This window comes from Paenibacillus ilasis (assembly GCF_043195395.1).
Classification (GTDB): domain Bacteria; phylum Bacillota; class Bacilli; order Paenibacillales; family Paenibacillaceae; genus Paenibacillus_AQ; species Paenibacillus_AQ lautus.
The window spans coordinates 311,006-326,389 of sequence record NZ_JBHDJG010000004.1 but is presented as its reverse complement, the minus strand read 5'-3'; the positions used below and the strand labels follow the sequence as shown (position 1 = coordinate 326,389).

General features: G+C 53.2%; 11 protein-coding genes. 3 read left to right on the top strand and 8 right to left on the bottom strand.

Features of this window, described 5'->3' with window-relative positions:
- Window positions 1-207: 207 nt before the first annotated feature.
- From ACETK5_RS28915 to uxaC, 8 genes are all read right to left on the bottom strand, one after another.
- Window positions 208-2,292 carry an alpha-glucuronidase family glycosyl hydrolase gene (locus ACETK5_RS28915; protein ID WP_394059368.1) on the bottom strand — a complete coding sequence of 695 codons (2,085 nt, stop codon included), beginning with the start codon at window positions 2,290-2,292 and terminating at the stop codon, window positions 208-210.
- A gap of 43 nt (window positions 2,293-2,335) precedes the next feature.
- Window positions 2,336-3,352, bottom strand: coding sequence for an endo-1,4-beta-xylanase (locus ACETK5_RS28910; protein WP_326111089.1), 1,017 nt, complete (start codon window positions 3,350-3,352; stop codon window positions 2,336-2,338).
- Window positions 3,353-3,440: 88 nt separating this feature from the next.
- Entirely contained in the window at window positions 3,441-4,376 is a 936-nt protein-coding gene (locus ACETK5_RS28905) for a carbohydrate ABC transporter permease (protein WP_326111091.1), read from the bottom strand.
- A 52-nt stretch (window positions 4,377-4,428) separates the two neighbouring features.
- The gene (locus ACETK5_RS28900; protein WP_394059366.1) at window positions 4,429-5,469 is read right to left on the bottom strand and encodes an ABC transporter permease; all 1,041 of its coding nucleotides are present in this window, start codon (window positions 5,467-5,469) and stop codon (window positions 4,429-4,431) included.
- Window positions 5,470-5,561: 92 nt separating this feature from the next.
- The gene (locus tag ACETK5_RS28895; RefSeq protein WP_394059364.1) at window positions 5,562-7,250 is read right to left on the bottom strand and encodes an ABC transporter substrate-binding protein; all 1,689 of its coding nucleotides are present in this window, start codon (window positions 7,248-7,250) and stop codon (window positions 5,562-5,564) included.
- A gap of 240 nt (window positions 7,251-7,490) precedes the next feature.
- A complete protein-coding gene (locus tag ACETK5_RS28890) occupies window positions 7,491-9,233 on the bottom strand; it encodes a sensor histidine kinase (RefSeq protein WP_394059362.1) in 1,743 nt (580 codons plus the stop codon).
- A complete protein-coding gene (locus ACETK5_RS28885; protein WP_394059360.1) occupies window positions 9,230-10,837 on the bottom strand; it encodes a response regulator in 1,608 nt (535 codons plus the stop codon). Before ACETK5_RS28885 ends, ACETK5_RS28890 begins: the two co-directional genes overlap by 4 nt.
- A 112-nt stretch (window positions 10,838-10,949) precedes the next feature.
- On the bottom strand, window positions 10,950-12,353 hold the full coding sequence (gene uxaC / locus ACETK5_RS28880) for a glucuronate isomerase (protein WP_394059358.1): 1,404 nt from the start codon (window positions 12,351-12,353) through the stop codon (window positions 10,950-10,952).
- A gap of 87 nt (window positions 12,354-12,440) precedes the next feature.
- Here uxaC and ACETK5_RS28875 point away from each other — a divergent pair, with 87 nt between their 5' ends.
- From ACETK5_RS28875 to ACETK5_RS28865, 3 genes are all read left to right on the top strand, one after another.
- Window positions 12,441-13,118 carry a GntR family transcriptional regulator gene (locus tag ACETK5_RS28875; protein WP_100541116.1) on the top strand — a complete coding sequence of 226 codons (678 nt, stop codon included), beginning with the start codon at window positions 12,441-12,443 and terminating at the stop codon, window positions 13,116-13,118.
- A 119-nt stretch (window positions 13,119-13,237) separates the two neighbouring features.
- Window positions 13,238-14,335, top strand: coding sequence for a mannonate dehydratase (gene uxuA / locus ACETK5_RS28870; protein WP_100541117.1), 1,098 nt, complete (start codon window positions 13,238-13,240; stop codon window positions 14,333-14,335).
- Complete coding sequence (locus ACETK5_RS28865) at window positions 14,332-15,267, top strand: SDR family oxidoreductase (RefSeq protein WP_394059356.1); 936 nt, start codon at window positions 14,332-14,334, stop codon at window positions 15,265-15,267. Before uxuA ends, ACETK5_RS28865 begins: the two co-directional genes overlap by 4 nt.
- Window positions 15,268-15,384: the final 117 nt, after the last annotated feature.

The following is a 15,384-nucleotide window of genomic DNA, read 5'->3' as shown; positions in this document are numbered from 1 at the left end:
ATCCTCCTCCTCTAGAGTTTTTTTCCAATATTTTACCATATAATGCTTTATAAAGGGCACTATTTCTACCTGGGCTTGCATCAAAAGTACATGCTCACACAAAGATTCGGCATTCGAAAAGTATCCATCCATGAAAAAAGGATGCCCCATCAGATCCAACATCTGATGGGGCATCCCCTAATTACCACGTCCAGTTATAATATGAACTTAGTAAATCGTCCGCCCCTGCTCATCCGGCACGCCGGATTTACGGAAGAAGTACGTGTTGATCACATCCCGCCAATGCTTCGCATGCTCAGCCTGATCGGCCAGACGCTCGGTTACTTGAATGAAACGCACCGGATCGACTTTATCCTCTAGCGAGGTCCATGCGTCGAGCAGTCCAGCCGCAGCCTGCGCCCCGGCAAAATGTGAGTCATAAATATGCTGAATCACCGTTTTACCGGATTTCAACACATGGGAATACGGCACATGATGGAAGAACAGCAGCAGCTCGTCAGGACAATCCGCCAGCGAATCATATCGAGCCTTATTCGGCTCGAAATACTGTGCGGTATAACCCGTGCCTGTCGCCACCGTGCGATCGACGCCCATCCCGTCCCGATCGGCAAAATGGTACGTACCCCACCTTGAATATTCATAGCCGTCCACATCCGGGCCATAATGCGTATGCGGCGTAATCATCCAGCCCACCCCGAGCGGGGAGGTGTAGCTTTCATAGATCGGCCACGATTGCATCAGCATGTTGCATACCGTGTCGACCACCGGTGCGTCATTGCCGAAGGTTAACCTCGTCCATTCTTCCGCGATCCCCTCCGAGGACAAGTCCGGATCCCAGATCAGGCGTCCGAAGCCATACAGATTCGCCTGCGCCAAGGTGTGACCCGTCCAGTTCTCATCATTTCCGATGTTGGAAACGGCGGCAATCCCGCTGTATTTCATGCCGTGCAGGGAACCGTTGACAATCTTCTTCACCTCGGACCCGGACCCATTCGCGCAGGTATCGAAATCCAGCACCTCTTTCCACTGCGGCACCAAATAGCATACGTGACGCTGCTGGCCTGTATACTCCTGGGCAACCTGAAACTCCAGCACTTGATTGGTCTCTCTCATGCTGCCGAACAACGGGGACACCGGTTCCCGAACTTGAAAGTCCATCGGCCCGTTCTTGATCTGCAGCAGCACATTGTCCTTAAACCTGCCGTCCAGCGGGGTAAAATGATCATAGGCCGCCCGCGCTCGGTCCGTGCTGCGGTCGCGCCAATCCTGCATGCAGTTGTAGACGAAGCAGCGCCAGATGACGAGCCCGCCGTGCGGCTCCAGTGCCTCGGCCAGCATATTGGCGCCATCGGCATGGTCCCGCCCATAGGCAAACGGGCCGGGGCGGTGCTCCGAATCCGCCTTCACCAAGAAGCCGCCGAAGTCCGGGATATGATCGTAAATCTCATCCGCCGTGTCCTTCCACCACTGCCGAACCTCTTCGTTCAGCGGGTCGGAGGTGGACACGCCGCCGATATGCAGCGGAGCCGCAAAGTTAATGCTCAAGTACAATGTCATGCCATATTCCCGGAAGATATCCGCGACCTTCGCAATCGTCGGCAAATATTCCGCAGTAATGAATTTCGTCTCGATCTCGTGCACATTGACGTTATTAATGGAGATGGCATTCATCCCCACGGAAGCCAACAGGCGGGCGTAGTCTCTTACCCGATCCAGATTTTCGGTGAACCGTCCGTTTTCGTAAAAAATCGAGTGGCCCGAGTACCCGCGTTCCACCGAGCCGTCGGCATTGTCCCATTGATTGATCATCCGCAGTCCGTTCACTGGCTGCTCGGTCACCTTCAGTCCGGTTAACGGTTGGTGGGAGGCAAGCAATCTCAATAAATGAAACACCCCATATAATACGCCTTTACCGGATCCACCGGTCAGTACCAGCTTCTCCTGCTGCCCTTGAATTGAATGCTCCAGCTGAAAGCCTTCTGCGCCTAGCCTGGCTGCCACCTGACCCTTATCCCCGCCTGATCCGACTCCATCCCCCATGCCCTCTTCGGCTGATGCCGCATGAATGCGAACCTCAAGATAGGACGAAGCCGGTGCCTCGGACGTGATGATCGGTACGATACCGAGCATGGATTGGCACGCCCTCTTCAGTTCCTCCATGGCCGCGTTTGCAACCCGCGACTGCTGAAGGTCCGCAACAATTGTGCCGAGCAGCCTGCCGTATCCGGCAGCAAGCTCGCGGTCCTTCACGGGCACATACTGCAGCCAAGCTTTATATAAAGTACTGTTCAATGTCAGTTCCTCCTTCTTCGACCGTGATCCGAGCCAAGACGGATTACACCTTGGCTGTACTCTCGACCAATCGGTTAAACGCCGGTTTCGGCTGATGCCGCTCATCAAACAGGAAGGGCCAATTCTTTCGCCCCCGTACCGGGAAATCGTCCAGCCAAGTGTAATCGTCGGCTGCGCCCCAGAAGGTAACGGACGTAATATGATCCCGGTACTCCTTCAGAATGCCGAACATCGCCTCATACCGCTTAGCCTGAGCCTCCAGAAGCTCTTCCGGCGCTTCGGTCAAATCCTTCCGCTTGTCGTCAAACCGGAACATCGACACATCGAGCTCCGTAAGCTGGAGCTGCAGGCCAAGCGACGCGTACTTCTCGATCGCCGCCCGGATATCGTCAAGACCCGGGTCGTACAGATTCCAGTGCGCCTGCAAGCCTACGCCATGGATCGGCGTTCCTTGATCCAGCAGCGACTTGACCAGCGTATGGATTTTGTCCCGCTTGTTCGGATGAGACTCATTGTAATCGTTATAGAACAAGAGGGCCGACGGATCGGCTTCATGAGCATACTCAAATGCCTTGGAGATAAAATCGGGACCCGCAATGTCCAGCCATTTGGACGGACGAAGAAGTTCGGCACCTTCATCGGAGATTACCTCGTTGACGACGTCCCAGGCGTAAATATCGTCCTTGTATCGCTTCACGACCGTGTCGGTATGCGACTTTAACCGTGCGTACAGCGTAGCTTTATCCACCAGGCTCCCGTTCTTGTCCTCGAACAGCCAGTCGGTCGTTTGGTTATGCCATACCAGCGTATGGCCGCGCATCTTCATCCCATGCTTGCGGGCGAAGGCGGCAAGCCGGTCCGCGTCCTCGAACGTATACGTATCCTCCGCCGGATGCACGCTGACAAACTTCATTTCATTTTCCGCTGTAATGCTGTTGAAATGGTACGATAGCAGTTCCTCCTGCGTTTCGATTGTCCGCGGGTTCACAGCCGCTCCGATGAGAAAGTCATCCGCGAACATTTCCTTAAGCCTCGGTTCATTTCGATGCGTGTTGGACACTTCCAGTCCCTCCTTGAATTAGAGATAACAGCATGTATTGATGGTTTATGATCGTGATGACACCAGCAGCGGTAGCAGTTCCTGCAGATTAACCTTTCACGCCGCCAAGGGTCATCCCTTGCACGAAGTATTTTTGCAGGAACGGATACACGAGAATGATCGGCACGCTGGCCACAATGGTCATCGTTGCCCGAATAGAGGTCGGCGTAACCTGATTCGCGCCGCTCTCGGAGCTAGCAAACTGGCTTGCATAGTCGTTGCCCGAGTTCATCGAGGAGTTCGAATTCTGAAGTATTTTCATCAGCTCATACTGAAGAGTGCTTAATTCGCTGTATGAGGAATTGTATAAGAATACGTCAAACCAGGAGTTCCACTGGGATACCGCCGTAAACAGCGATACCGTAGCAAGCACGGGCACGCACAGCGGGAGCACGATTTTCATGAAAGTCGTGAACTCGCCGGCGCCGTCGATCCGGGCCGATTCCAGAATTCCCTCCGGCAGTCCTTCAATGAAGGAACGAATGACTATCACGTTAAACACGCCGATCAAGCCCGGAATGATGTACACCGAGAAGGTGCCCAGCATGCCCAATTCGCGAATCAACAGGAAGTTCGGAATTAAACCGCCGCTGAAATACATCGTCAGGATGAAAGCAATCGATACGAATTTGCGCAGCACATATTCCGGTCGGCTGATCGTATAGGCGACCATGGCACAGCAGAATACCGAGGTGATCGTTCCGATCACCGTACGCAGAACCGAGATGAAGGTCGCCTGAAAGATCGTCGCTTCGTTAAACACATATTTGTAATTCTCCCACGTGAAATCTCGCGGCCATAGATAAATGCCGCCTTTCACCGAATCCGTCGCATTGTTGAAGGATACTGCGAGCGTATTAATGAACGGGTACAACGTGATAATCATGAGACAGATCATGAACATAATGTTAAAGGTATCGAATATCCGGTCCGCAGGAGACTTGAACCGGGCATGAGCTCGTGGTGAATCTGATGTCTTCGCCATATGAATCCTCCTGTACGTTTTCTGATAGAGAACGACCCTCGCAAGCTTTCGCTTAGAACAATCGATCTTCGCCAAGTCTCTTCGCGATATGGTTAGCCGTGAACAAGAGTATGAAGCTGACGACCGTCTTGAACATGCCGGCTGCGATCGAGAGCGAGAAGTTGCCCATCTGAATACCATATTTGAGCACGAAAATATCCAGGTTCTCGGAATAATCCACGTTCATGCCGTTACCAAGCAAATATTGCGGTTCAAAACCGGATTCGAGCAGGTTTCCGATATTCATGATCAACAGGATGATGAATACCGGTTTCAGACCCGGCAAGGTAATGTTCCAGATCCGTTGAAAGCGTCCGGCGCCATCGATTTCCGCCGCCTCGTACTGCGAGGGATCGATCATCGTCATGGCTGCCAAATATATAATGGTGTTCCAGCCAACATTCTTCCATACCTCCGAAACACCGAGTATTCCCCAGAAATATTCCCCTTCCCCAAGCCATAGGATCGGTTCCTTAATGATCCCGAACCACATGAGGAGTTCATTGATTATCCCGCCGTCTGCCGACAGGGCTGTCGAAATAATGCTCGCAGCCACAACCCAAGAGATGAAATGGGGCAAATAACTGATCGTCTGCACGACCCGCTTAAACATCAAATTACGGAGCTCATTGAGCAGGATCGCTAACACAATCGCCGTAACAAACCCCAAGACGAGATTAATGAAACTCATGGCGAGCGTGTTGCGCATGACCCGAAGGAAGTGTTCGTCCTGAAACAGGAAAGCAAAATGCTGCAAGCCCACCCATTCCTGATCGAAAATCTTCTTGGCCGGTTTAAAATCCTGAAAAGCGATCGTCCAGCCCCATAAAGGCATGTACTTAAAGACAAACAACCATATCAAAAAAGGAATCGACATGAAGACCAGCGCCTTCTGTCGCAGCAGCTTCTGGAAGAAGCTTTTTTCGCCTGTTGGCGGTCTATTGTTTAATCCAGTATCGTTTTTCCGTTGTTTATTGAAGAAACCTTTCGATACCGCCGGCGTTTCGCGTAACGCCGTAGTCTCTGCAGGTCCAATCGGGTTCGCTTTATCCACGGTTTCTTCTCCTTCCTATCCAGGCCCTAGAAGAGGAGGGACGGATCTCGGCCATTTCGGCGGTCCGCCCTTGTTCGCCTCTCCTTCATCTATTATTGTCCTTGGGCATTTGCGATTTTCTTGGCTACTTCCTCGGTGATCAGATCCTCGTATCCCTTCACGTCCAGCTTGCCGAACTCGCCCACGTATTCGTTCCAGATACCGTCAAACTCTGCAGGGCTGGCAAGAACCAGTTTCGGGAAGTATTTGCGCTGCAAATCGCTTTTCTTCTGCGTGAAGATTTGGGCCGGCGAGCCCTGATCGATCGGAATGCTCCAAGCCGGGTACCAAGGACGATCGTCCGGTGCCGCAAACAATTGCGAGAAGGAATCGATGTCGTATGCTTCAAGCAATGTCTTGTCCGGTTCGGAGTAGGACATTTTGGCAACCTCAGGCTGGCGTCCCGCACCCACGGAATTACCGTCAGGAAGCGTAGAACCGTTGCCGTAACGAGGCCAGTTGTATTCAAAGTACTTGAAACCGAACGACTCGCGGAAGGCTTCCGTATTGGTCTGTGCAATCTGCTCTTCCGTACGGTAGAAGCGGCCGTTCTCATCTACGGAATACGTCTCGTCCTTGATGCCCCAGTTCGACAGAATCTGGTTCTCGTCCGTCAGCAGGTTATTGAAATACTTCACAATGCGTTCCGGATCCTTCGCGCTGACGGAGATTCCTACGCCGCGGTTGTTTACAAAGGATGGCGGATCCAGATACTGATCCTTGGTATTCTCATCGTATACGATCGGCAGCGCCATATATTCGAGATCGTCGTTACCCGATTTATTGGCTGTTTCGCGCAGGTTGTTCATCGCTTGGCCTACCTGCCATCTGTAATCGAAGAAGCCCAGCACCTTACCGGAAGTCAGTTTGGCAAGGTATTGATCATAGTTGTCCACGAAAGAGGATTTATCGAACAGGCCTTCCGCATTCAGCTTGTTCAGCTCTTGCAGGTACCGCTTCGTAATGTCGTCGTCTGCGTAATCATTCGCTACGTGAGTCTCCATGTCGATGATGATCCCGCCATCGTTCGGATAGCCGGCCAAATGCATCGGGGCATTGGTCAGAGCAAAAAATTTATCCTGCGTCGTCAGCGCCAGATATCCGGTCAAGCCTTCCTCCGGATGTTTCTTCACGTAGTCGCGGATCAGGGCCAGGTACTCGTCGAAGGTCTTGATTTTCGGATAACCCGCTTCCTTCAGGACGCGGCGTTGGATCCAGAATGCGCCCTGTTCAATGTTGGGAGCCGATGTGTATTCCCCTACCACCGCGCTCAGCGGCAGGAAGTAGATGTTGCCGTCCTCGGCCTTCATGAGGTTATAATACGGCTCGTACACACGCTTGATATTGGGACCGTACTTATCGATCAGGTCATTCAGCGGGATGAAGGCTCCAGCGCCTACCAGCTTGTCGATCGAGTTCCCCGGCACGATGACGTCGGGGTAATCGTTACTGGCAATGAAGGTTCCTACCTTCGTGTTCTCGTCCCCTACCAAATGCTCCATTTTAAAGTTCACGCCGGTTTGGTCTTCGAAAATTTTACCGATGGTGGTTTCGTTCGTATTTTTGTCTTTACCTGCTGCTGCGTTGAAATACGTGAAGGTGACCTTCTCTTCTTTCTTCTCGCCTTCGCCGCCAGCAGCCGGTGTGGTTTCCGCTGCATTATCTTTACCGCCGCCGCAAGCTGCTAGAAGCGATACCATCATGACCACGGTCAGACAGCTCAGCCAAAATTTCTTGTTCATGCTCTTGACCTACCCCTTTCGGTCTCGTTAATTTGTAAGCACTTTCATTATAAGAGAGCTCATGAGCGATTTTCACCCGTCAATCTTTAGGTGATACTTAGAAAACTATAGAACCGTTTCTCTTGTTGTGAAAAATGGCAGCTTCCAGCTCCGCAGCCTTCCTGCTGCACTCCTGCCGACTAACGAACAAATCCTGCTGTAGTCACTCCGAATCGGAATGCCAAGCAGGATTTGCCGTCGTTATGTTTCGATGGGGATGGACAGCCTGACCCGGGTGCCTTGTCCGGGCGAGCTGTCGATGTCAAACCGGAACCGGCTGCCGTAGTACAGCTTCAACCGGTATATGACATTCTGAATGCCGATCCGCTCGCCCATCTCGTCCTCGGTATCCAGATAACGGCAGATGCGTTCTACCTTCTTTGCGGACATGCCTGCCCCGTTATCTTGGATGGTACAGATTAGGGATTGGCCCTCGCGCACAATCTGAACTTCAATGCGCCCCCCGTGTTTGATCGGCTCGATGCCGTGAATGCTGGCATTCTCCACAAACGTGACGATGGCCATCTTCGGTATTTGCAGGTGTCCCTCTTCGGCTGGCGCATGGACCGAATAATCGATTTTGTCGCCAAACCGGTATTTCTGGATCTCAAGGAAACAATGGATAAACTCCACTTCTTCCTTGAGCGTCACCATGTCTTTTTTCCAAACGAGCGAATTGCGGAAGATCTTCGCCATATTATGAATGATTTTTGCCGTCTCATCCTCATCCTTCATCAGGCTGCGCATGCGGATCGTCTCCAACGCGTTAAAGAGGAAGTGCGGATTAATCTGGCTCTGCAGGGCATTTAATTGCGCGTGCCTCCGCTGCAGCTCCAAGTTCTTCTTCTGGATATCCGCTACGTACACGTCATTGATCAGGCTCTCAAGCTGCAGGGTCATCCGGTTGAATTCACCCGTCAGCTGACCGATCTCGTCACGTGCTTCAGCCTCTTGGATCGTGTCGTAATTTTGGTTCTTGACCCTCTTCATATGTTTGAGTATCCGTACCAGACGTACGTTCAGGGACCGGCTGATCCAGACAATCACCAGGCTCGGAAGCAGGAAATTGAGGCAGGTCAGCACAATGACGAACCGCAAGGACTGATGCACGTCACGCAGCACTACATCCTCCGGCGTCACCGCCATGATCGTCCAGGTGTTCAGATTGTTGGTCGTGAACGTATCGGTATGAAACTCCAGAAACTTCTCACCATGTGCGATGCTGCTGTACGGTACGGAGCCCTGCATGATATCGACCTTGGGATCCGTGGTGTATTCAATATTCCCGGCGCCGCTCAGCAGGTATACTTTGCCCTGCACATTCAGATTGCTCATGATCTGACGGATTGAGGACATCCGCATATCAATCTTGAGATACTTGGTATGGTCATCCTGCGAGCTGAAATAATTCATGCTCCGGATGATGCTGAAGCTGTCCAATTGGCCGTTGTTGCCCGTGCGCATCACGATCGGCTGGGTAACGTTCTTGCCCGCGATCGCCTTGTACCAAGCCTCTTCCTTCACCTGGCCATCGATATAATTAATGCCGCCGGAATACAGCAGGGTCGGATTGTCCACATACACCGTGATCTCGCTGACCGAATTGTATACGGCGCTGCCCGAGTTCAAAATGCGGCGGAGATAGGTATCGTAAGCCTCGATATAATCGGCCGGATGATCGTACACCGTCTCCACGATCTCGTTCAATTGAACGTCCGTGTAGAAGACCGAGGAGATCTCCAGGGCGTCCTCGACTTCTCGGCGGAACTCGTTCTTCATCTGCTCCAGCGCTACGGTTATATCCTGGATCCGCTGCTCCCTCACGCTGCCGGATGTCACGTTGTAGAAGATGAGGTTGGTAATCAGAATCGGTAAAAATACAGCCAGGAAATACAATAGCAGCATCTTGTCCCGCAGACGGACATTATTTAGGCTCGGCTTCATGCATTCGTCCCTTCGGACGCGGCCTCCCTCATCAAGCGGCTCCGGTACTCGCTTGGCGTCATCCGTTCCATCTTCTCGAATTGCGTAACGAAATAGTCCGGATTGCCGAAGCCGACCCGCTCCGCCACCTCATAGATGCGCAGATCCGTCTGGCGCAGCAGTCTCTTCGCTTCGTTCACGCGCAGCTGCAGCAGGAAATCATTAAAGTACATACCGTACGCCTTTTTGAACAGTTGTCCCAGGTAAACCGGGTTCATATAGAATTTCCCTGCAATGCCCTTCAGACTGATGTTCTCATGATAATGGGCCTCAATGTAAGCCCGGATCTTCTGGATTCCGCCCTTGTGCTGCTCCTTGCGAAGCTGCGCGATATAGTTCGCGCTTTCAATCGCAAAATCCGTAAACAACCGCTTCAGCCCATGAAGCGACAAGTTCCGGTCATGCCACTCGGTCATCGGCTCCAGACTGGACAGCCGGCTTTGATCCCCATCCATGCTGCTGAGCACCCGGACCACGCCCAGCACGCATTGGTTGATCGCCGTCTTCACCGCTTCGGGAGCATACAGCTGCTCCTGAAAGGATTCGAACAGCGAGCGAATCGTCCTCTCCAGCTTCTCGAAATGCAGCTCCTCGATCTGCTCCAGCAGCTGCTGGTAAAGACGCTCCTCCAGCCCGATATATTGCAGATCATGCACCGTGGCTTCCTCATGGATCACCATGCCGCTCTCATCATAGATGTACTTGTATAGGAGCGCTTCCTTGGCCGTTTCGTAGGCGTCCTGAATGAGGGACAGTGTCGAAACCGGCCGGCCGAAATAGACGAAGATTCGTTCTTGCTCCGAATCGGCGAGTGATTGCTGAATGCGCCTAGCAAATCCCCGCTGACACCCCTGGAACGATTGCAGGATGCTCCCCGGAACGATGATGCCGATTCGATTACGGTGCTCATGCAGATAGAAGGGCTGTTCCCCATTCGAGATCGCAAGAAGGGCCGCTTCCACCCTGTCCTTGAATTCGCCTCTGCCCCCGTCATTGTCGTTAGCCGAAGCCAGCGGATGGTCATTCCGTTCGACAAAGACATAGAACAGACGGTCTCCCGCCAGGAGCTCAAGGCGTTGCTCCCATTCGTATAGCAGCGTCTCATCGGCTTCCCCTATAATGAGCGATTCCATCAAGGCTCCGGACAACAGCCTCTCTTCTCGCACGCGAGCCTCGCGGTCTGACTCCAGCCGTTCGCTGAGCCGTACCAGCGCATGGCTGAATTCCGTCTCGTCAATCGGTTTCAGAATGAAATCATGCACGCCGTAACGAACAGCCTGCTGGGCATAGTTAAAATCATCGTATCCGCTTACAATAATGAAATACGGCTTCACCATATCGTCCGTAACGACACGCCTGATCAGCTCGAGTCCATCCAGCACCGGCATACGGATATCGGTGATGACCACATCCGGCTGAAGCCGTTCAATCAGTTCCAGCGCATCTTCTCCGTTATCCGCTTCATCCACAATTTGAAAGCCGCAGGCTTCCCAATCAATCAGCTTCAGGAGCCCTTTGCGCGTAAACACCTCGTCATCCACCAATATCGCCCGGTTCCATTGCACGGTATGTCCCCCTCGCCTATTCGTGCACATCTGCCTGTCACAGATCTTCTATCCATCCAACAGCAAACGCTTTCATATAGTAAGTCTATTGTTCATGCTCCGCACGGAATTGTCAATGGATTTGAAAATAGCGCTCGGCATTGTGGTAGCAAATATCCTGGATAATGGCACCGATATATTCATAATCCGCGGGCAGTTCCCCTTCCTTGATCCAGTCCCCGAACAGGCGGCACAGCACTCTGCGGAAATACTCATGCCTCGGGAACGACATAAAGCTCCTGGAATCGGTCAGCATGCCCACAAAGGTGCTGATCAGCCCCATGGAAGACAACGAGGTGAGCTGCTTTAGCATCCCTTCCTTCTGATCGTGGAACCACCAAGCGGAACCGAGCTGAAGCTTGCCCTCGACACCAGCGGACTGGAAATTCCCGATCGTGGTAGCGATCATTTCGTAATGAGAAGAATACAGGCTGTACACAATGGTCTTCGGCAGCTGATCGTTTCTGTCGAGCCTGCTCAGAAATCCGTTCAAGCTTTCCGCCAGATGAAAATCGAGAATCGAGTCATACCCGCTGTCCTTGCCGAGCTTCGCGAACATGCGCGCATTATTGTTCCGGATCGCTCCAATGTGCAGCTGCATGGTCCAGCCCTTGGCGTGGTACATTTCTCCGAGCTTAAGCAAGGTGTAGGTGCGATATTTCCGTTCCTCAAGGGGTGTTAAGCTGCCCCCGCTGATCGCTTTGCCGTAAATGTCCGCAACCTCTTTTTCATCGGCTTGTTCGCAAGGAAACGCGCCAAAGCCGTGATCCGACAGGCGGCAGCCATGATCGTGAAAATACTGAATCCGTTCTTGCAGTGCATCCAACAGCCCTTGATAGGTATCCACGGCTAAACTGGCCGTCGTTCCTAAAGTCTCCACATAGGAGGTGAAGTCCGGGTTCGTGATATCCAGCACCCGATCCGGACGGAATGCAGGGGCAACGACGGTGGACAGCTCCCCATGATCGCGAATGGCACGATGAAACTCCAGCGAATCAACGGGATCATCTGTCGTGCAGGCCACTTTGACTTTGAATTTTTCCAGAATTCCGCCTGCCCGCAAGGCAGGAGCCTTCAGCTTCTCATTGCAAGCGTCCCAGATCTCCTTGGCATTCTCCGCGGTCAACCGCTCCTGAATCCCGAAGTAACGGGTCAGCTCCAGATGGGTCCAGTGATAGAGCGGATTGCCAACCAATCGCGGAACGCATTCCGCCCAAGCCATAAACTTCGCTTCGGCGCTTCCGCTGCCGGTAATCAGCTCTTCGTCGACGCCAAGCCAGCGCATTGCCCTCCACTTGTAGTGATCTCCCTCCAGCCATAGTTCCGTCAGGTTATCGAACTGTCGGTTGGTGGCAATATCCTTCGGGTTTAGATGGTTGTGATAATCGAATATCGGCATCCCTTCCGCATAATCATAAAAGAGTTTCTTCGCGCTGTTGCTGTTTAGCAGCAGATTTTCCGTGTCCAAACGGCTCATGTGATTGCCCTCCGATTCTTATTTAGATTTTCAGTTCCATACTACCATACAAGTATGGTAGTATGGAATACATTAGGAGGTGATGCAGTGGTAGAATCTTTGCGATTACAGCCGGGTTCGGCCGGAAATATCGTGTACTCCCGGCTTAAGCAGCAGATTGTCAGTCTGGAGCTCCCGCCGGGAACGGCTCTGTCCGAGAAGGAGGTTTCCCTATCCTTCGAGGTCAGCCGGACGCCGGTGCGGGAAAGCTTCGTCCGCCTGGCCCAGGAAGACCTTGTGGTTGTGCTTCCCCAGCGGGGCACGCGCGTTTCGCTCATCGATTCGGAGCTCGTCGAGGAAGCGCGCTTCATGCGTGAACAGTTGGAGAAAGCCGTAGTCCGGCTTGCCTGCGAAAGCTTCCCCGAGGACAAACTCGCCGAGCTGGAGCGAAATCTGTCCGAGCAGCGCGAGAGCATCGAGAAGCATGACGGCAAGCATATGTTTGAGCTGGATGAGGCCTTCCACCGTATTTTGTTCGAAGGCTGCCGCAAGGTCGGCACTTGGAACGTGCTGCAGCAGATGAACGCTCATCTGAACCGGAGCCGGATGTTATGGCTGTCCGCGGATCCGAATTGGACCAACCTGTATGAGCAGCATCGGGAGATCGCGGACGCGATTTCACGTCATGACGCCGATCATGCCGAACGGGAAATGCAGGCACATCTCAGCCTGATCATCTCCAATCTGGCCGTGCTGAAAGAGAAGCATCCCGATTATTTTAAATAAGCCTATGCCGACGGATGGCTTTATCCGTTCGCAGGCTTCCAGCTTGGCGGTGCACTCGTAACTGCAAAATTTCCATCAGCTTTGCGTTAACTCCTTAAACTTGTAAAGGCGGTGAAGAAATGCGCATGGTATTCAGATGGTTTGGCGAGGGCAACGATACGGTCTCGCTGGATCAGATTAGACAAATCCCCGGCGTGGAGGGCATCGTATGGGCACTTCACGATATTCCCGTCGGCGAGGAATGGCCGATGGATCGAATTGAGGAAATTGCGGACCAAGCCAAAGCGTTCGGGCTTCATATTGACGTCGTGGAAAGCGTGAATGTGCATGAGGATATCAAGCTTGGACTTCCCTCACGGGATCAGTACATAGCCAACTACATCCGGACGATTGAGAAATTAGGCCAGGTCGGCGTCAAAGTCATCTGCTACAATTTCATGCCGGTGTTTGACTGGGCTAGAACCGATCTTCATAAACAGACGCCTGATGGTTCGACGGCGCTCTTCTTCGAGAAGGCCAAGATCCACGGCATTGATCCGATGGAGCTGGTACAGACGATCAACCGAAACAGCACGCTTACGATGCCAGGCTGGGAGCCGGAACGTTTGGCACATCTGACCTCCCTGTTCGAAGCATACCGCGGTGTTACCGAGGACGATCTGTGGCGCAACCTCGAATATTTCTTAAGCGCCGTCATCCCGGCTGCCGAGAAGAACGGCATCCGAATGGCCATTCACCCGGATGATCCGCCATGGCCGATCTTCGGTCTGCCACGGGTCATTACCAGCCAGGAGAATCTGCGGAGATTCCTCAAGCTATATGATAGCCCGGCTAACAGCTTGACCCTGTGCAGCGGTTCGCTTGGCGCCAATCCGGACAATGACATCGTCTCCATGATCCATGAGTTCCATGACCGGATTCCATTTGCGCATATCCGGAATGTACGCGTCTACGAGAACGGCGATTTCATCGAAACGTCCCATCGTACCGAGGACGGTACCGTCGATATTTCCGGCATCGTGCAGGCCTATCATGACAACGGTTTCACCGGATATGTAAGACCCGACCACGGGCGGCATATTTGGGGTGAGCAGTGCCGTCCGGGTTACGGTCTGTATGACCGCGCCTTAGGCATCATGTATCTCTGGGGGCTGTGGGACGCTTACAGCCGGGAGCGTGCAGGAAGCGCAGCTCAGTTGAAGGAGGCTGTTCAATGAGTGAGGTAAATCAACATGCAGCGGGTTCATCTGAACCCGGATCGAGTGGAGCTTCTCATGAATCCACGCCGCAAGGGGCCCTATCTCTTCCCATTCATCCGTCATTAAACGGGAAGACGGTTGTCATCACGGGCGGCTCCGGGGTGCTGTGCCGGGCAATGGCTTTGGAGCTGGGCCGGCAAGGTGCCCGGGTCGCCGTCTTGAATCGTACGGCCGAGAAAGGGCAGCAGGTGGCGGATGAAATTACGGCTGCCGGCGGAACGGCGATTGCCGTTTCCTGCGATGTAACGGATACGGAAAGCGTCCGACAAGCCGAGAAAGCTGTGCGCGAGTCTTTCGGACCCTGCGATATCCTGATTAACGGAGCCGGCGGCAACCGGAAAGACGCGAATACAACCAACGAAATTTTCCGTCCGGAGGATGTGGGGCAGCCGGATCTGACCACCTTCTTCGGGTTAAGCGTGCCGGGCTTCCGCAGCGTATTCGATTTGAACTTCATCGGCACGCTCATACCGACGCAAATCTTTGCGGAAGGGATGCTGGGGCGTCCCGGGGCCGTCGTGCTGAATATCTCGTCCATGAGCGCACCTAGCCCGATGACCAAGGTTCCGGCTTACAGTGCAGCCAAAGCAGCCATCAACAACTTTACGCAGTGGCTGTCCGTGCATCTCGCGGAATCCGGCATTCGCGTGAACGCGATCGCGCCAGGCTTCTTCCTGACCGAGCAGAACCGCAATCTGCTGACCCATAGCGACGGTTCATTAACCGAGCGCTCTCATAAAATCATCTCCCATACCCCCATGAGACGGTTCGGTGTGCCGGAGGATCTGCTCGGCACCCTGCTCTGGCTCGTGGATGATCAGACCTCCGGATTCGTCACCGGAACGGTGATTCCCGTAGACGGCGGCTTCATGGCTTATTCCGGCGTATGACGGATTACTATGCAACAGCCAGTTGGCGTCAAAAGCTTGACTGGCTGGACCATGATGAGTAAGCAGATGAAATGCTGGAGTGACCTCGCGAGGAATATCTCCTGTGATTTCCCAGCT